The organism is Robertmurraya massiliosenegalensis JC6 (genome assembly GCF_000311725.1).
Taxonomy (GTDB): Bacteria; Bacillota; Bacilli; order Bacillales; family Cytobacillaceae; genus Robertmurraya; species Robertmurraya massiliosenegalensis.
On the sequence record NZ_HE978516.1, the window covers coordinates 61,254 to 79,490 of the forward strand.

Annotated in this window: 17 protein-coding genes; 4 read left to right on the top strand and 13 right to left on the bottom strand. The window is 37.0% G+C overall.

Translation table 11 applies throughout. The features are described 5' to 3' along the window. The first annotated feature begins 399 nt into the window (after positions 1 to 399). Positions 400 to 1,170 carry a TraR/DksA C4-type zinc finger protein gene (locus tag BMSHG_RS19145; protein ID WP_019156081.1) on the top strand — a complete coding sequence of 257 codons (771 nt, stop codon included), beginning with the start codon at positions 400 to 402 and terminating at the stop codon, positions 1,168 to 1,170. Between the two features lie 227 nt (positions 1,171 to 1,397). On the opposite strand, the gene BMSHG_RS19150 is transcribed toward BMSHG_RS19145, so the two are convergent. Then, positions 1,398 to 1,649: a sigma-G-dependent sporulation-specific acid-soluble spore protein CsgA gene (locus BMSHG_RS19150; RefSeq protein WP_019156082.1), complete on the bottom strand. Its 252-nt coding sequence runs from the start codon at positions 1,647 to 1,649 to the stop codon at positions 1,398 to 1,400. A gap of 390 nt (positions 1,650 to 2,039) precedes the next feature. Here BMSHG_RS19150 and BMSHG_RS19155 point away from each other — a divergent pair, with 390 nt between their 5' ends. Then, positions 2,040 to 2,573, top strand: a complete 534-nt coding sequence (locus BMSHG_RS19155; protein ID WP_019156083.1) for a YceI family protein — start codon at positions 2,040 to 2,042, stop codon at positions 2,571 to 2,573. Between the two features lie 143 nt (positions 2,574 to 2,716). Then, positions 2,717 to 3,712, top strand: a complete 996-nt coding sequence (locus tag BMSHG_RS19160) for a potassium channel family protein (RefSeq protein ID WP_019156084.1) — start codon at positions 2,717 to 2,719, stop codon at positions 3,710 to 3,712. 6 nt (positions 3,713 to 3,718) lie between these two features. Here the strand turns inward: BMSHG_RS19160 and BMSHG_RS19165 are convergent, their stop codons facing one another. The 4 genes from BMSHG_RS19165 to BMSHG_RS19180 form a co-directional block, all read right to left on the bottom strand. Continuing rightward, entirely contained in the window at positions 3,719 to 4,117 is a 399-nt protein-coding gene (locus BMSHG_RS19165) for a YugN-like family protein (protein ID WP_019156085.1), read from the bottom strand. Between the two features lie 214 nt (positions 4,118 to 4,331). After that, positions 4,332 to 5,678, bottom strand: coding sequence for a glucose-6-phosphate isomerase (locus tag BMSHG_RS19170; protein ID WP_019156086.1), 1,347 nt, complete (start codon positions 5,676 to 5,678; stop codon positions 4,332 to 4,334). 131 nt (positions 5,679 to 5,809) lie between these two features. Next, the gene (locus tag BMSHG_RS19175) at positions 5,810 to 6,973 is read right to left on the bottom strand and encodes an iron-containing alcohol dehydrogenase (protein WP_019156087.1); all 1,164 of its coding nucleotides are present in this window, start codon (positions 6,971 to 6,973) and stop codon (positions 5,810 to 5,812) included. Between the two features lie 161 nt (positions 6,974 to 7,134). Next, positions 7,135 to 8,334, bottom strand: a complete 1,200-nt coding sequence (locus BMSHG_RS19180; protein ID WP_019156088.1) for an ornithine--oxo-acid transaminase — start codon at positions 8,332 to 8,334, stop codon at positions 7,135 to 7,137. Between the two features lie 194 nt (positions 8,335 to 8,528). Between BMSHG_RS19180 and BMSHG_RS19185 the strand changes: the two genes are divergently transcribed. Further along, the gene (locus BMSHG_RS19185) at positions 8,529 to 9,902 is read left to right on the top strand and encodes a sigma-54 interaction domain-containing protein (protein WP_019156089.1); all 1,374 of its coding nucleotides are present in this window, start codon (positions 8,529 to 8,531) and stop codon (positions 9,900 to 9,902) included. A 29-nt stretch (positions 9,903 to 9,931) separates the two neighbouring features. On the opposite strand, the gene yugI is transcribed toward BMSHG_RS19185, so the two are convergent. From yugI to BMSHG_RS26560, 8 genes are all read right to left on the bottom strand, one after another. Continuing rightward, positions 9,932 to 10,324, bottom strand: coding sequence for a S1 domain-containing post-transcriptional regulator GSP13 (gene yugI / locus BMSHG_RS19190; protein ID WP_019156090.1), 393 nt, complete (start codon positions 10,322 to 10,324; stop codon positions 9,932 to 9,934). 294 nt (positions 10,325 to 10,618) lie between these two features. Further along, positions 10,619 to 11,890, bottom strand: coding sequence for a cellulase family glycosylhydrolase (locus BMSHG_RS19195; protein ID WP_019156091.1), 1,272 nt, complete (start codon positions 11,888 to 11,890; stop codon positions 10,619 to 10,621). Positions 11,891 to 11,934: 44 nt separating this feature from the next. Beyond that, positions 11,935 to 12,441: a D-glycero-alpha-D-manno-heptose-1,7-bisphosphate 7-phosphatase gene (locus BMSHG_RS19200; protein WP_148346992.1), complete on the bottom strand. Its 507-nt coding sequence runs from the start codon at positions 12,439 to 12,441 to the stop codon at positions 11,935 to 11,937. After that, entirely contained in the window at positions 12,416 to 13,564 is a 1,149-nt protein-coding gene (locus BMSHG_RS19205) for a glycosyltransferase family 9 protein (protein ID WP_019156093.1), read from the bottom strand. The genes BMSHG_RS19200 and BMSHG_RS19205 overlap by 26 nt, the downstream gene beginning before the upstream one ends. A gap of 41 nt (positions 13,565 to 13,605) precedes the next feature. Then, positions 13,606 to 15,066, bottom strand: a complete 1,461-nt coding sequence (gene rfaE1, locus BMSHG_RS19210) for a D-glycero-beta-D-manno-heptose-7-phosphate kinase (protein ID WP_019156094.1) — start codon at positions 15,064 to 15,066, stop codon at positions 13,606 to 13,608. Continuing rightward, complete coding sequence (locus tag BMSHG_RS19215; RefSeq protein ID WP_019156095.1) at positions 15,050 to 15,640, bottom strand: D-sedoheptulose-7-phosphate isomerase; 591 nt, start codon at positions 15,638 to 15,640, stop codon at positions 15,050 to 15,052. Before BMSHG_RS19215 ends, rfaE1 begins: the two co-directional genes overlap by 17 nt. A 50-nt stretch (positions 15,641 to 15,690) precedes the next feature. Then, positions 15,691 to 17,160: a flippase gene (locus tag BMSHG_RS19220; protein ID WP_019156096.1), complete on the bottom strand. Its 1,470-nt coding sequence runs from the start codon at positions 17,158 to 17,160 to the stop codon at positions 15,691 to 15,693. Positions 17,161 to 17,221: 61 nt separating this feature from the next. Further along, positions 17,222 to 18,229: a glycosyltransferase family 2 protein gene (locus BMSHG_RS26560; RefSeq protein WP_019156097.1), complete on the bottom strand. Its 1,008-nt coding sequence runs from the start codon at positions 18,227 to 18,229 to the stop codon at positions 17,222 to 17,224. Between the last annotated feature and the right edge of the window lie 8 nt (positions 18,230 to 18,237).

Consider the following 18,237-nt stretch of genomic DNA (forward strand, 5'->3'; position numbering starts at 1 on the left):
ATTTTCGAAATAGATAATTTCTATCTGTTTTATAAAATTTTATTAGTATAGTTAATTTTATTAAGAAATGTTAATTTTCTTATAATTTAAATTTACATTTTATTATTTGGGATAATATCTAATTATTTATAGTCACTTCTAATTTGTTTAATCTTAATGATGATTTCAATATTTATACATTTTTTTAAATAAAGATACATATTATTTTACAATAAACTTTTTTTCAAAGATCCGATTTTCCTTGTCAGATTATCTTACAATTCATATATTTTCTACACATTTCGCTCCTATGATTATTATTGTATTTTTATTCGTTCCTGACATCCTTTGCATGAACATGAAACAATTGATTCATACTAAACAAAAGAACGAATTAGTTATTGAAAGGGTTGCTTACAGATGCTATCAAAGGATCAGCTTTTAAAGTTTAAAACAAAATTGGAAGAGCAAAAGAAAGACTTAGAGAATAGATACGAAGCGAATGACCACTTAAATTTAACTGCTGGACATGCTCATGAGTCAGTAGGAGAGCTATCTAGCTACGATAACCATCCAGGAGATGAAGGTACTGAATTATACGAACGAGAGAAAGACATCGCCTTAAGTGAGCACTATCGAAATGAAATGAAAAACATTTCGAAGGCGTTGGATGCAATTGAAAATGGTACATATGGTCAATGCGAGGTTTGCGGAAAGGAAATTGCCTTACAACGACTCGAAGCATTGCCTACGACAACCTATTGTATCGAACATACTCCTGATCAAATTACTTCTCATGAGCGTCCGATTGAAGAAGGAGTATTAATGCCTCCTTTCGGTAAATTCGATATGGATGAGCAAGATGAAACGGTAGCGTTTGATGCTGAAGACGCATGGCAAGAAGTGGAGAGCTGGGGAACCTCAGAGACCCCGTCCGATTTTGTGAAAGTAGAAGATCATTATAACGATACGTATATTGAGTCTGAAGAAAACATCGGATATGTCGAAGATTATGAGAACTTTGTCGGAAATGATATAGAAGGGAAGAATGTCACGGTGTATCCGAACTCACAGCACGAGCGCTACGAGGAAGTTCTTGATGAAGAAGGAATTATGACCCCCTTTGGAGATTTACCAGCCTATGAACATGAGCCATATGTTGAGGATAGAGAAAAACGGGACAATGACTAATTGTCCCGTTTTTTTATCTCTGTTTTGTTTAGAATATGGTTTTTACCCTTCACTGTTTTCACAATGAGTGTTGTTTTATTCGTAAATGTCCAAAAGCCGACATTTATACCTCCAACGTGGTTTTGAAGCACATATTATTTTTGCACGGCACTTTTTCGTTTACTTACTAGATTATTTTTATCTATGTTCCTGTTCAAAAACATTACGAAAAGAGCCTTACACTTAGATCAATAAAGCAGTTCAAACACTTCATTCAATTGCTCCACTCTTTCGGAATCCTCTACTTCTCGGGCATGATCGATTTCATCTGGTAAAATTTTGTTAAGAAAGTCGATTTGTTCATTTGATAGCTTTCGCACAAACGACTCCTCAGTCGTAAAATCGTGCTCTCTAATAATAGAATAAATTTCCTGACAAACATCTGAGCGATCCGTATAATTCGAGAGAACCTCTTTTAAATAACCTAGTGGCTGATTCACAACACTTCATTCCTTTCTATATCGGTATTTTCACATTGATAGTGGTTTTTATCAAAACCCTAAAACTAACTTTTACCTACACTGCTATACAGGAAGTTTGCAACGGCACTTTTCGCTCGTCCTTTAAGAGAAGCTGTCGGCAGTAAATAGCCTTACTAATCTTCAAAAGCTACATGTTTTTTTAAAAAGAAAATAATGTTTGCAAAAAAAGCCTTCTATATAAACTTTCTCTGTTAGAATGCTCCTTCTTTGTAAAAATCATGTTTTTTTATTACTTATTTGATTGACAATCTGGTATTTGGATTATATAATTCATCTTAAGTTAAAACATCTTGAATTTGAGATAATTAAATTTGAGACAAATATAGAGGAAAAGGGAGAGATTTACCAATGACAAAAACTAAATGGGCTTTAGACACTGCACACAGCAGCGTTGACTTTTCAGTAAAACATATGATGTTCGCAAACGTAAAGGGTTCTTTCAATGAATTCGATGCAACAATCGAAGCTGATCCAACTGATTTAACGACTGCAACGATTGAATTTACAATTGATACTGCTAGCGTTGATACACGTAACAATGATCGTGATGCACATCTTCGTTCTGCAGACTTTTTTGATGTAGAAAACTTCCCAAAAATGACGTTCAAAGCTACTTCTATCGCAAAGATAGATGAAGGTGAATATGACGTCACTGGTGATTTAACCATTAAAGATACAACTAAGCCGCAAACATTCACTGTTACTTACGGGGGAACTGGTAAAGATCCTTGGGGCAATGAAAAAGTTGGGTTTGGAGTAGAAGGTAGCATCAACCGTAGTGAATTTGGTCTTACTTGGAATGCCGCTTTAGAAACTGGTGGAGTTCTAGTTGGAGATAAGATCAAGATTTCATTAGATCTTCAAGCAGCTAAAGCTGAATAATATAACATCACTAAAACTGCAGGTCCGATTTGTGACCTGCAGTTTTTATTTTTGACAGAGCTATCGAAAGGAGCCTTGTTTATCGCTAAAAAAAAGTGGTCACAATGATGAAGAAGTCATAAAAAGAATGAGGTAATATAACGATGCCCCACCATTTTTTTTCGCATTTTATTCGAATGCCTTTCTTTCTTCGGCTATTTTTCATCGCCATGTTATTACTTTTTTTCTTTGGCTTATTTGCCTATTTAATCGAACCTGAAACCTTCACAACACTTTTTGATGGAATTTGGTGGGCGATCATTACTGCTTCAACAGTTGGGTATGGGGATTTTGTTCCAAAAACCATTTTAGGAAAATTGATTGGCATTTTCTTAATTTTGTTAGGTGTTGGATTTGTTTCGTCTTATTTTGTTACGTTGGCCTCTTCTGCTGTAAAACGGCAAAATGACTATATTGAGGGGAAAATAATGTTTAAAGGGAAAGAGCATACGATTATTATCGGCTGGAACGAAAGATCAAAAGCCATCATTGAAAAATTTTCACAAGAAGAAAATTACGGATTAATTGTTTTGGTCGATCAAACATTAGAAAGCAACCCTTTTTCTGACTATCACATCCATTTTATTAAAGGAAGGGCGACTACCGACCAAGTTCTTATTAAAGCAAATATTTATCATGCAAAAAAAGTACTTATTACAGCCGATCAAAATAAAGATGAGCTTCAAGCCGATATGGACACGATCCTAACTTTATTAGCGATTAAAGGCCTAAATTCAACGGTTTACACGGTAGCCGAAATTTTGACAACAGAACAATCTTCAAACGCATTGCGTGCAGGTGCCGATGAATTAATCCAAACAAACCAAATTACAAGCTCTGTCATGACTAATTGTCTCCATTCTACAGAAAAGGTCGATGCCCTTATGATCTTGCTCGAACAATTTAATGGTAGTCGTTTTGTCTTCCAATCTTCCACTGATTATATCGGGAAAAATTTCATCGACACGAGTAAACAATTGCTTGAAGAGGGAGCCCTTTTATTTGGCATTAAAAGAGGGAGAGATACCATCATCAATCCCTCCCATCCCTTCGTTCTAAAAGAACACGATATTTTATTAGTGATCTCTGCTTCTTCTTAATTGATTTTAGAGGATGCTTTCAAGCTCTGACACAAGTACTCGTCCTGTATTGACGAACGACTCAGGGATAGGAGCATCCTTATTCTCAGGTGATTGAAACTGATCGAAAGAGGCGGAAAAATTACCTACATCAGCGTCTTCATCTACCCCTCCCTCATATTCATGAGAAAGTAAAAAAGGTGTTCCTAATTTAACTGTACAAACGGAAGAATCTAATTGTCCTTCAACAACTTGAAATGGTAGCCGTAAAAATTGATAGCCTTCTTGATCATCCATCTTATAATCAAAATAACCATGATCGTAATCCCAATTCCCTCCTATCGTATAGCCAATCGGTTTAAGAAGTTGTTCCAGATCGTTTAGCTGATATTCTCCTCCTTCTATACTTGAAGGTATTTCAATCATAAAAAAATCCCCCTTCGAAACTTTTTCTTAGTTTCTCCAAGGGGGATTTCCTTTAATTTGTTAAATTTAGCTAATTGAGTTGATTTCACAATGTAAGAAGGTAAATTAAAAAACGAATATTTCGTACACACCATGAAATTCCAATATTGATATTGTCTAGCGTTACATTCGTTCATTTTTTAACTTGAGAATCATGAATATGAAATGGATTCAATTATAGTCTTTTTTCAAGCTCGGCCTTCTTTTCTTCAAATCCTGGCTTTCCTAGTAAAGCAAACATATTTACTTTATAGGCTTCAACTCCAGGCTGGTCAAATGGATTCACTCCGAGTAAATATCCACTCATCGCACAAGCTTTTTCAAAGAAGTATGCAAGATAACCGAATGAATATTCATCAAGCTTTGGAATCGTTACAGTTAGGTTTGGAACTCCTCCGTCTGTGTGAGCAAGCAATGTACCTTCGAATGCCTTGTTATTGACAAAGTCAACGGTTTTACCAGCAAGATAATTTAAACCGTCTAAGTCACTGTCAGCTTCTTCAATTGAAAGTTCGTGACGCGGCTCTTCCACACGGATAATTGTTTCAAACAGATCCCGTCTGCCTTCTTGAACATATTGACCTAATGAATGTAAGTCAGTTGAAAAATTAGCTGAAGATGGGAAAATTCCTTTTTGGTCTTTTCCTTCACTTTCTCCAAACAACTGCTTCCACCATTCAGAAAAATATTGCAATGATGGCTCATAATTGATTAACATTTCAATTGTCTTCCCCTTATTATAAAGGAGATTACGTACTGCAGCATATTGATAGGCTTGGTTACTTTCGAGCTCAGATGAACTGTATTCTTCGCGAGCATCTGCTGCCCCTTTCATCATCGCATCAATGTCAGCACCACTAACGGCAATTGGAAGCAACCCAACCGCTGTTAATACAGAGTAACGACCGCCCACATCATCTGGAATGACGAATGCTTCATAACCTTCTTCTGTCGCAAGTGTTTTCAATGCACCACGTGCTTTATCTGTTGTCGCATAAATGCGTTTTCTTGCTTCCTCAACTCCATACTTTTCCTCGAGCAGTTTACGGAAAATACGAAAAGCAATCGCAGGCTCTGTTGTCGTCCCTGATTTAGAAATGACATTGATCGAAAAGTCTTTTCCTTCTAATAAATCCATTACATCTCTCATATAAGTAGAGCTGATGTTATTCCCGACAAAGATAATTTGCGGCGTCTTGCGCTTGCCTTTTTCTAGAGCGTTATAAAAGCTATGTTGAAGCATATCGATCGCTGCTCTAGCCCCTAAGTAGGAACCACCAATTCCGATAACAAGTAACACATCAGAATCCCTTTTTATTTTTTCGGCTGATTTTTTAATACGAGAGAATTCCTCTTTATCATAATCAACAGGAAGGTCGATCCAGCCTAAGAAATCACTTCCAGCTCCTGTTTTTTCATGCAAGGAATGGTGAGCGACCTTCACTAAATCCCGTAAATATGTAATTTCATGTTCTCCAAAAAAGCTCAGTGCCTTGGAATAATCAAAATAAACGTGTGCCATAGTTGTCCTCCATCTATATTGTATTCATATATACTTTAACGAAAGCTTGTGCGGTTATCAAGAAAGGACCTAAAAAATTTGCAGAGATGTGCCATGAATAACACATCTCTTCCTTATTATATAGACAACTTTTACAATGAAGCGCGGTAAATGGCTAAAACATCTTCTTTATTCAGCTTTTTGAAGCGGCCAAATTCTCCATTTATCATGGCTTTATCTGCCATTACTTCTAATTGGCTATCGTCAATATCATAGTCAGCTAATCGTGCCGGAGCTCCTATGCTATTCCAGAATTCACGAAGCTTTTCAATACCTTCTAAGCCTACCTCTTCAGCTGATTTTCCTTCTGGATCAATACCAAATACGCGAACAGCTAGCTGCTTAAAGCGTTCTGGTTTCACATGTAAATTATGCTTCATCCAGTTAGGGAATAAAATCGCTAATCCTCCACCATGCGGGATATCATAAACCGCTGACACAGCATGCTCAATATTATGAGTTGCCCAATCTCCTTGATACCCCATCGAAAGCATTCCGTTCAATGCCATTGTTCCATTGTATAAAATCGTTGCACGTAAATCATAGTTTTCAAGGTCTTCAAGTAGTTTTGGTGCGGTTTCCATCACCGTGATTAATAAGGATTCACACATTCTATCCTGTAACAACGTATTTTCTTGTAGGTGAAAATAGTGCTCAAATACATGGGACATCATATCAACAATGCCATAAATCGTTTGATTCTTTGGCACCGTATACGTATGGACCGGATCTAGAATAGAAAATGTCGGGAACGTAACCGGGCTGCCCCAGCCATATTTCTCTTTTGTTTCCCAATTGGTAATAACAGAGCCTGAGTTCATTTCAGAACCAGTAGCTGCAAGGGTTAATACGGTTCCAAATGGCAGAGCTTGACTGGCAAACGCCTTTTTCGTCACTAAATCCCATGCATCACCATCGTATTTAGCTCCAGCAGCAATTGCCTTGGTACAATCAATCACACTACCTCCACCAACAGCTAAAATGAAATCGATCCCTTCAGATTTACAAATGTCTACTCCTTTTCGAACCGTAGAGATACGTGGATTCGGTTCAACTCCTGAAAGCTCAAAAATAGCTACATTTACTTCTTTCAAAAGGCTAATTACTTGATCATAGAGCCCGCTTTTTTTTATGCTTCCTCCCCCATAGACTAGCAATACCTTATTTCCATACTTCGGAACTTCTTCCTTTAACTGTTGCAGCTGACCTTTGCCAAAAATAAGTTTTGTCGGATTCCAATATGTAAAGTTTTGCATGTTTCACGTCTCCTTTCTTATTCACTAATATTATCTTCCAATTTAAGGGGTAATGCAAAATTTATGATTAAGAAGAAAAAGAACTGCAAAAAATCCTTGCATATTAAATACAAGGATTTTTCGTTCTTATTTTATGAAGTTTGTAATTCGCTACGTAAAACTTAACTCAATACTTTTTTAATCCGCTCAATCGCCCAGTCTAAATCTTCCTCACTAATAACTAATGGCGGAGCAAAACGAATGACTGTATCATGCGTTTCCTTACATAATAGACCTTCTTCCTTTAATTTCTCACAATATGGTCGCGCCTCTTCATGTAATTCGACGCCAATAAATAGGCCTCGACCTCGAATTTCTTTTATGATCGGATTATCGATTTCTGTTAACTTGTTTTTAAAATATTCCCCCAGCTTTAAGGATCTTTCAGCAAGATTTTCATTCACAAGAACATGAAGAGAAGCGATTGAGACGGCGCATGCCATTGGATTTCCCCCGAATGTTGAGCCGTGTGAACCAGGATTGAATACACCGAGAATATTTTTATCGGCGACAACACAAGAGATTGGAAAAACGCCTCCCCCTAGTGCTTTCCCTAGAATATACATATCTGGATGAACATCTTCCCAATCACAGGCAAACATTTTTCCTGAACGGGCAAGGCCTGCTTGAATTTCATCGGCAATAAAGAGGACGTCGTTTTCTTTACAAAGATCATACGCCTTCTTTAAGAATCCTTCTGGTGGAATAACAATCCCTGCTTCTCCTTGAATAGGTTCAATTAAGAAAGCTGCCGTGTTTTTTGTTATCGCATTTTTCAAAGCCTCTATATCTCCGTAAGGAATGAGTTTAATTCCAGGGAGCATGGGGCCGAACCCACGTTTATATTCATCCTCAGACGATAATGAAACAGCCGTCATTGTCCTACCATGAAAATTGCCAATGCAAGCAATGATTTCTGCTTTATTTTCAGCAACTCCTTTGACATCATATGCCCATCTTCGTGCTGCTTTAACAGCTGTTTCAACCGCCTCTGCACCTGTGTTCATCGGTAAGGCCATTTCCTTCTTCGTTAATTGGCAAACTAATTCATACCAAGGCCCAAGTTGATCGTTATGAAAAGCACGGGAAGTAAGGGTTACTTTATCTGCCTGCTCTTTCAAGGCTTGAATAATTTCAGGATGACGATGTCCTTGATTAACGGCCGAATAAGCGCTAAGCATATCCATATATTTATTGCCTTCTGGATCCTCTACCCATACTCCTTCCGCCTTTGAAATTACGATTGGGAGAGGATGATAATTATTAGCACCGTATTTATCTGTTTTTTCAATGATAGATTGGGAATGATTTACGATTGTCATGATTGAACACTCCTTTTAAATGATGATTTCAAATTCTATCTTAGTGTAATGCAAGTTTTATGCCATTATAACTTTCCTTATATAGCAAGGCTTTTATTTTTTTGCACGCAAAATATTTTTGCCCTATAAATTATATTTTGCAAAATTTCTTTGCAGCAGATAAAATGAAGAAAAAGGATGGAAGAGGAAGAAGCATGAATGAAAAGGAAGTAATATATGAAAAAGTTCTCCATTCAATCGATGTAGGCGTCCATGTGGTAGATTCCACAGGCAAAACGATTATTTACAATAAAAAAATGAGTGAAATTGAAGGGATGAAGATCGAGGATGTATTAGAAAAACGACTTCAGGAAGTGTTCTCTTTTCACCACAATAGCGAAAGTACTTTATTGAAAGTGTTACAAAATAGAGAAGGCATAACAAATGTTCGGCAGTCTTACTTTAATAATAAAGGGCAAGAAATTACAACGATTAATAATTCCTATCCATTACTGAAAGATGGTTTACTCATCGGTGCCATGGAGATTGCACGAGATGTGACGAAAATTGAAAAAATCCTTCAAGATCATATCTATAAGAACGAAGCAAAAGTGAGCTTTGCAAGCTTAATTGGCGACGATAAAGGTTTTTTAGATGTCATTGAATCAAGCAAAAGAGCAACAAGGACAAACTCCACGATCTTAATTATAGGGGAAACCGGCACAGGTAAGGAGCTCTTTGCTCAAAGTATCCACCATAATAGCCGTCGTGCTTCAAGACCTTTTATCACGCAAAACTGTGCAGCTATTCCAGAAACTCTCTTGGAAGGAATATTATTTGGCACGAAGAAAGGTGCCTTTACAGGGGCTGTAGAGCGGCCAGGATTGTTTGAACAGGCAGAAGGAGGTACCTTACTATTAGATGAAATCAATTCCCTTGAACTCTCTTTACAAGCAAAGCTTTTAAGGGTGATTCAAGAAAAAAAAATCAGACGGATTGGTGATACAAAAGATCGACCTGTTGATGTACGAATTATCGCAACCATTAACGAGGATCCGATTGACGCTATTACGAATGGAAGGATGCGAAAGGATTTATTTTATCGCCTAAGCGTCGTTTCATTATTTATTCCCCCACTTAGAGATAGAAAAAGTGATATACCGGAGCTTGTCTCTTTTTTCATCAATAAATATAATCAATTATTTGGGATGGATATCGAACGGATTGATCCATTATTAATGGAATACTTTCTTGAATACGACTGGCCTGGCAATGTTCGCGAACTAGAACATCTGATTGAAGGGGCGATGAACCTTGTTCATGAAGAAAGGGTCATTACGGTCTCCCATTTACCAAATCATATCCGTAACAAACCTCCATTTAGTCAAAAGGGCATAGCAGATTTAGGAAATATCGAAGAACACAAAACACTTGAGCAATTCTTAAAAGAAGCTGAAATCTCTTTTTTAAAAAGAGCGTTGAGGCAACACGATGGAAATATTTCAAAAACAGCGAAGACATTAGGAATGAGCCGACAAAACCTGCAGTATCGGTTACGGAAAATAAAAAGAGGGAATCTCAAAAGTTAAGCTTTGGAGATTCCCTCTTTACAATCATATTAGCGTTGAGATTGTTCAATCCACTCTTGAAGCTTATCTTTAAGTGTATTGAAGCCTTGTGGTGCTTCTTCTTGTTTGAAAGCTGCTGCAGCTTGGCGACGACGCGGTGCTGCTTTTTTCGCCTTTGGTGCTTCCGGTTGAGCTGGAGCTTCTTGAGTAGCACGGATAGATAAACCAATCTTTCCTGCTGCTTCATCAATCGAAAGAACCTTTACAGTTACTTCATCTCCCACTTTTAAATGCTCGTTAATATCTTTAACGAAACCGTGAGTAACTTCAGATATATGAACAAGTCCTTGAGTATTCTCATCAATTGCAACAAAAGCTCCATAAGGCTGGATTCCTGTTACCTTTCCTGTAACTACACTTCCTACTTCGATCTTTTCACTCATGTAAACACTCCTAAGTTATGATATATTTTTATACTTTACCCTACTCTATAGGCGATAACCCTATAATTTTAGGGAAATTGCCTTAGAGTACAACTAACCTTAGTAATCATAAACGGGACAAACTTTCCGTCCACATATTTTGTTTGTCCTTCTTATATAAATATCGATTAACTTCCTAAGATCAGTATCACTTTATACGCAATATAAAATTATATCACAAGTTAGAGTTTTTTTCAAAAAGAGAAGAAGGGAATCAAGCTTTACAACGTCATTTTCTTCAAGATATTTCAAGTTTTAATCGGAATTAGTCAAGAAAAAATATACTGGTTCATGACCAATTTCAATTATCCGCTTTTCTTTATCGTAAGGATTCAATCTCTTTCCAAGCATTGAAAATACTTGTCCCTCATCCTTTTTTAGCGGAAACTTTATTTCATGGTTTGAATCAACTGACCACATGATATACAGTTCTTGCTCCTCGTCATTTATAAATTTTATTACATAATCATCCAAGTGATCAGTCTCGATTCTTTCCAATAATTGATAATTAGATGTCAAGTATGAAAATGTATTGATCGCCTCATAAGCTAATTTAGCATATGTGGTATCATGATGGCGGATTCCAAAATGATGCTCACCATTATGTTCATCTGTCCCATCATTTTCCCAGCCATATATAACACTAATTGGGATGTCTTCCAACATATTCATGAGGATCATTCGAATAAGATAAGCAGCTTGTTGCTCTTCGGTTAAGTTCAATCCATACCAACCATTTCCTGTCGAGTACCCCCATTCTCCAGAAATGATCGGAATTGATTTCGATGAATACTTCTTTAATAATTCTTTTAAGTTTTTATATTCGTAAGAGACCGTTTCAGGTGACCAAGAACGATATGGATGGACCGATAATGCATCGATATAGTCAAGAGCTCCTTCTTGAAATAATTGCTCTAACCATGTTAATGATTCATCTGATAATCCAGCTAAAGCTGGGGCGACTACATATCCACTCCGATCATTTTCTTTTATGGTCGTAGATGTTTGTTTTAATAAATCATAGTACTTTTTCGGAGACCATGATTGAATATTAGGTTCATTCCACACTTCCCAAATAATCCCCTTATTTTTATAACGCTCAGTTGCTTCTTTAACATATTGATTAAATGCTTGCAGCCCCTCTTCAGTTTCAATCAGCGTCCCATCTTCTTCATACAGAAGATTGCTATAGTCCAGCACATAATAAGGCCTTATTCCTTTGCTAAGAAGCTCATATGTTAATTCATCGTATCCATTCGATTCAAATTCATACTCACCTTTCTCTTTTTCAATGGAAGACCAAAATAAGTCTGTTCTTACAAGATCAAAATCCGCATCAGAAATCCTATCTATATCAACTTGCTTACCCGTAAAATGAATATTTATCCCGAGACCAGCCGGCGTCTCGACAGATCCAAATTTCTGCATAAAATAGAGTGCTAGGCAGAGGAAAAGCAACACAATTACTATAAGGGATCGCCATTTTTTTATTGCCACACTAAATTTCTTGATTCCTTCTTTTTTCACCTTAAGCCTCCCCTTATTCGCTATGCTCCTGCCATCTTTCTTTTCTATACCACTCCAATGCTTTTACAAAAATCAAAAAGGTTTTCTCCTTGAAATAAATAACCTTTCATTCCAATTGCTTTCGCAGCTAGCAGATCTGTAGACTTATCACCAATTAAAAAACTCTCCTGCAAATTAATTCTTCCGTTTGAAAGAGCCTTTTCAATTAACCCAGGTTTCGGCTTACGGCATTCACAATCACATGTATAAGCACTCGATCCTAAGAAAGGATGATGTGGACAATAATAGAAACCATCTACTTTTTCACCAATGATTTGCTGGAGCTCATCATTCATCCACATATGAAGTTTCCTGACATCTTCTTCCGAATAAAAACCTCTCGCTACTCCTGATTGATTTGTAATGACATAGAGCAAATAACCTTTCCTCTTGAACGAGCGAATACTCTCAATCGCTCCTGCCTTCCAGACAAAATCTTGAGCTCTGTATACATAACCAAAATCTTCATTTAAGACGCCATCTCTATCAAAAAACACCGCCGGATATCGCAAAAGATTCTCCTTTTTCTACATGATAAACAACATCTTCTACTCGAATAGTTGAGATACATCCATCTTGAATTGAACAATGATGCTCTTCAAATCCCAGGCTCAACAGCTTATCACACTGAACCCTTGGCGTAAGAACGACAGCCTTATTTGATACTGGTCCCCATCTTTTCGGTGATGTAGGTCCATGCAGTGCAATGATGCTAGTGTCTATCGCAGCTGCAAGATGCATAATACCAGTGTTAACTGTGATCATAAGAATGCTCTCGCTGATCACAGCAGCCGTCTCTTCTAAGGAAAGTCTCCCTGCTACCGATAGGCAGTCATGTTCTTGAAGTGGACGAAGTCTTTGCACCACTGCCTCCGCCCGTTCAATATCTTCTTTTCCACCAGTTAAGATAATATTGTAACCTCTGGACATGAGCTGTTGGGCTAATTCTTCCCATAACCGCATCGGCCATTCCTTCTTCTCTTTATGAGATCCTGATGCAAACATGTGGAAAACAATATACTGACTATTAGGCTGCAACAAGTCCTTAACGACTTTCTTGCTCTCTTCCTTTATTTTAAAAACAGGATGTTCATGATAAAGTCGACAAGGAATGATTTTTAGGAGACTTCTATAGTTCTCTAATTCATGTAGCTCATCAGAATGTTCAACAAAACGATCATAGATATAATGCCTAAACATCTTCGTTCGTTTAAAACCTATTTTTATTTCTGCTTTTATGACAAATGATAATAATGCATTAAACCTTGCCCACGGGCCGAAATCCAATAACCAGTCTGCTTTAGGCAACTTTCGCAACATGAATAAACTTTGTGAAATTTTGCCCATATCTACATCAATGATGTTGTCAACATCTGGATTATTCTTTGCTGCAAGTAAATTTCCCTTTGAACAAATGAGCGAGATGTTGGCGTGTGGATATTCCCGTCTTAACTCTTTGATCACCGAAGAAAGCAAGATTGTATCACCTATAGCAGCAATCATCACGATCACAATTCTTTCAGGATTCTCCATCCTGCTCCTATTTCTTTTTCTTAAGAGCCCTAATAAAAAAATCAACGGAATTCCTACGTATTTATCCAGTAATTTTAATTTCGAACTTCCCCGTTCTCCCAAACATGACACCTTCTTTATATGAAAAATTGGCAGTCGAAAGATTAATTTGTGATTCTCTCAATTAAACTCGTCGTGGAATACCCGTCAACAAAGGATAAAATTTTTACTTTTTTAGCATATTCTTTTCCCACAACTTCCTCTGCCCGATAATCTCCACCCTTTACAAGGACATCCGGCCTTATTTCTGAAATCAGACGAAGTGGAGTATCTTCATCAAAAATGATCACTGCATCAACAAATTCAAAAAAAGACAGCATCTTCGCTCGATCCTGTTCATGATTAACTGGCCTATTTATCCCTTTTAAACGCTTAACAGATTGATCACTATTCAAGCCGATGATTAATTTATCTCCTAGCTCTTTCGCATTTTTAAGGTATGTTGCATGGCCAATATGAAGAAGATCAAAACAGCCATTTGTAAAGATAATTCGTTCTCCATTGTTGCGCCAACCATCTAGCAATGCTTGAAAATTGTTTGCGGAAAAAATTTTATTTATTTTTCTTCTATCGTTTAAAAATTCCAGCTTCGAGATTAACTCCACATCCTTAACTGCGTAGGTCCCCAACTTTCCAACCACGATTCCAGCAGCGATATTAGAAATTTTCACCGCATCTTGAACAGGAATTCCCATTCCCATCATCGCTCCGAGCGTGGAAACAACTGTATCTCCTGCACCTGATACATCAAAAACCTCCTTCGCTAAAGTCGGAAAATCATTGATTTGATTTTCTCCAACTAAACTCATTCCCTGTTCTGAACGCGTAATTAACAAATAATCAAGGTCGTACTTTCTCCTAAGTTCTTTCCCATAGTTATGAATAGCTTGATTGCTATTAGGAATATCCTTTCCTCGTAAATCACTTAATTCTTTTAAATTTGGGGTGACAATGGTTGCACCCCTATATTTATCCCAATTGTCCCCTTTTGGGTCAATAATTACAGGAATTTCCTTTCTCTTTGCTGTAAATAAGACTGATTGACATAGTTCAAACTGACAAAAACCTTTGCCATAATCAGAAATAATAATTGCGTCGTACTTTTCGATGCTTAGTAGGTGCACGAACCACTCTTCAAACTTATGTACCCCAGCATCCGACAGTTCCACATTCTCTTCCTGATCCATTCTCAATACTTGTTGATTCCCACTGATAATTCTTGTTTTGATTGTGGTAGAGCGATCGTCCGTCTGGATTCCCGATACATCAATCCCCTTGAAACTTAGCATTTCTACTAAATCATCTCTTCCTTTATCTCTCCCGACTACCCCTGCAAGAGATACTTTGCAACCTAAATGAACAAGATTATTGGCGACATTCGCTGCGCCTCCTAAAGTTTGTGTCGCCTCTTTCAGGTTAACCACCGGAACAGGTGCCTCAGGTGAAATACGCTTCATTTCACCAAAATAATATTGGTCAAGCATGACATCTCCAATGACAAGTACACGACAACTTTTTATTTTGCTTTGAAAACGTTGAATAATCTCGTTAATATTCCAGTTCATATTCATTTTCCTCATCAATCATTTCACAAATAATGTGTCCGATTAAAATATGAGCCTCTTGAATTCTTGCCGTATTGCTTGATGGGATCACGATACAACGATGACATATGTCCTTCATTATCCCACCATCTTTCCCTGTTAACCCAATGGTAAGCGCTCCTTTATCATTTGCCCGCTTTATCGCCCTAATGATGTTGTCACTGTTACCAGATGTCGTAATTCCGATCACAATATCGTGAGGTTTCACAAGCGCTTCTATCTGTCTACTAAAAATTTCTTCGTAACCATAATCATTCCCTACAGCGGTTAAGATCGAGGTATCCGTCGTCAGCGCAATAGCCGGTAAGCCTTTTCTTTCTTTGACAAATCTGCCAACAAGTTCCGCCGCCAAATGCTGACTATCCGCTGCACTCCCGCCATTCCCCATGAAAAATATCGTATTTTTATGTTCAATCGCATCCTTACATAAATAGCTTATCCGCTCGATTTCCTCCCTTAAATTCTCTTCGATTTTTGCCATTACTTCTAAATGCTCCTGTAAAGCAGAATTGAATATCGTTTTGATAGAATTCATAGATTCAACTCCCCAATCCTTATAAAAAAAAGAGACAGATGTCTCTTTTTTTACAGGGTACTTTTTTTATAGACTCGTTTTTTCATCAAGGCAAAATAACGCTTCCTCAACTCATTTAAAAGCAAACCATCATTTTTATAGTATTCAATCATCATCACCATCGCTACATAAGTGATAGCTCCTATACTTATTTGCATAAGGGTCGTACCCACTCCTACGCCGCCATACACTCCAATCGCTCTTACAACGATATACATGACAATGCCCGCAATAAAATAATCACTTGACTTCATAAAAATAGGCTTAAATGTAAATTCCTTTTTGATTGCAATAAATTGAACGGTGAGCACGAAAAACTCTGCTGCTAACGTAGAAATCGCCGCACCAATTGCACCATAATTTTTAATTAGAAATAGATTCAATACTAAATTGATGACTGCTCCAATATAAACGGATATATTATAAATTTTCATTCTACCTAGGGGCAATAAATATTGCGTTCCAAAGACTCCACTCCAAGCCATAAATAAAATGGTTGGACTAATGATAAGTAAAATATCGATCGTTTGCTCAAACTCTTTCCCTAAATACCATGGGATAAATTCCGAAGAAATTCCGGCGAGCCCAAACATAATAGGGACGGCAATCATCGTCGAGAAATCAAGTGATTTATGAATATACCCTTTCACTTCCGCTATTTTTCCCGAGCTAAAGATATAGGCGATTTTCGGGAGCATAATCGTCCCTAAAGATGTGACAAAGGTTAGGCACACTTTCAACAATTTATCTGCATAATCAAAAAGTCCGACCTCAGCTTTCGTCGAAAAGACCCCGAGCATCGTCTTATTTAAGACAAAATAAATTTGGATGGCGATTAACGGAATGAAATAGACAAGTGTTGGTTTTAAATGACTAAGAATATCCGATAAAGCAATGGGTACATACGTAATATAATCTTTAATTCCTACCCAAAGGACAATTTGTCCTAGTAATGTTGAACCCGTCATAATCAGAGTATAGAGCGCTAAATCATCAGGATTCTTAACAAGAATAAAGAGCAAAATAATGCTGATTACTCTTACTACCGTGTTCCTTAACACAATGCTCTTAAATTTCTCAAGGCCTGTAAAAAACCATGTACAATCCACTAAACAAGACAATAACGCTAGTGTTTGAAGATACATAATTAACTTACTTTCGTTTACTCCAAATAGAACAAATAAAACATAAGCAACGATCGCAAGCAGTGACATGGTGATTTGCAAAGAAAAAATACTAATGAATGTTTTACTTAATTTTTGCTTATCATCTCTAACTGTAGCGATCGTCTTACTTCCATAAACTCCAATTCCTAATGTTCCCATTAAAATGAAATATTGGACAATTGAGCCTGAATAGGCAAACACCCCTACTCCGTTTGCTCCCAACACCCTCGATACATATGGAACGGTCATTAGAGGAAATAAAACCATTATGATTTGATACATTAATTCGAATAAGTAATTTTTTCTTAGACTCAAAGTTTAATCACCTAATTTTTTTTTGCATTAAGGTTTACACTTGTTTTTGCGCACGTTCCTTTCACCGTAACATCATTCGATGATCGATCCTTTTCCAAATATATTCTGCCATCATCGATAACAACGGATGAATTTTAAAGAGATTGTATTTGATTTTTCGATTCGTACTGAGTCCCACTTTGCCCCTACTTTCGAAAAATTGAATAAATTGCTTTCTTAAATTTTTATATACTTGCCGTTCTTCTGGACAGGAGCTCTTAATCAAATAGTAATCTACAAACAATAGATTTAAATAATGCTCATATGCCTTTTCATACAGATCTTCATACCCTTTTTCTTTAAAGTATTGGATTCTTTCCTGTAAAGCTTCTAATCTATCAAGTCTTTTTAAATTGAATTTCTGTCCCGTAATACTCGTATTCCTTTGGAGATAATAGTACATAGGGATAGATGTATATACCACTTTACTAGCATTATCCAATAAATGATGCATGATAAAGTCATCCTCATGAATTTTGCCCACTTTAAACCTTACCCCATCAAATAACTCTTTCTTATACAATTTGTTCCAAACTCCTAAAGTAATATATTGAAGCTCTGTGTACAAATGATGTAACGTCTGATGATTATTAAAAACAGAGATAGACTCCTTACCTGCATCGATTTCATCAAAAGACTGTTTCGTTGTCCCTTCATTTTCTTGAACGACAGAATAGCCACAAATTGATATATCAGCACGATGCTCTTTTAAATTTTTATGCAATCGCTCATACATTCTTGGATGAATATAATCATCAGGGTCAACAAAGCAAATATAATCCCCATTAGCTAATTCGATTCCTGCATTTCTAGCAGCTGATAAGCCGCCATTTTCCTGATGTTTGACGATTACTCTTTGATCTTGACAAGCGTATTGTTCACATATTTCGGCGCAGTTATCTGGCGAGCCGTCGTTGACTAAGATAACTTCTATTTTTCGATACGTCTGTTGTAAAATGGAATCTAAACATTTAGGAAGATACTCCTGAACCATATAGATTGGTACAATGACAGATATTAATTCTTCCAAAATTGAGC

Bases quoted from the DNA above. Each gene is read 5' to 3' on its own strand.
- BMSHG_RS19185 (WP_019156089.1), top strand. From the start codon at position 8,529: ATGAATGAAAAGGAAGTAATATATGAAAAAGTTCTCCATTCAATCGAT.
- BMSHG_RS19175 (WP_019156087.1), bottom strand. From the start codon at position 6,973: ATGCAAAACTTTACATATTGGAATCCGACAAAACTTATTTTTGGCAAA.
- BMSHG_RS19145 (WP_019156081.1), top strand. From the start codon at position 400: ATGCTATCAAAGGATCAGCTTTTAAAGTTTAAAACAAAATTGGAAGAG.
- BMSHG_RS19165 (WP_019156085.1), bottom strand. From the start codon at position 4,117: ATGATTGAAATACCTTCAAGTATAGAAGGAGGAGAATATCAGCTAAAC.
- rfaE1 (WP_019156094.1), bottom strand. From the start codon at position 15,066: ATGAACTGGAATATTAACGAGATTATTCAACGTTTTCAAAGCAAAATA.
- BMSHG_RS19180 (WP_019156088.1), bottom strand. From the start codon at position 8,334: ATGACAATCGTAAATCATTCCCAATCTATCATTGAAAAAACAGATAAA.
- BMSHG_RS19170 (WP_019156086.1), bottom strand. From the start codon at position 5,678: ATGGCACACGTTTATTTTGATTATTCCAAGGCACTGAGCTTTTTTGGA.
- yugI (WP_019156090.1), bottom strand. From the start codon at position 10,324: ATGAGTGAAAAGATCGAAGTAGGAAGTGTAGTTACAGGAAAGGTAACA.
- BMSHG_RS19215 (WP_019156095.1), bottom strand. From the start codon at position 15,640: ATGAATTCTATCAAAACGATATTCAATTCTGCTTTACAGGAGCATTTA.
- BMSHG_RS19160 (WP_019156084.1), top strand. From the start codon at position 2,717: ATGCCCCACCATTTTTTTTCGCATTTTATTCGAATGCCTTTCTTTCTT.
- BMSHG_RS19155 (WP_019156083.1), top strand. From the start codon at position 2,040: ATGACAAAAACTAAATGGGCTTTAGACACTGCACACAGCAGCGTTGAC.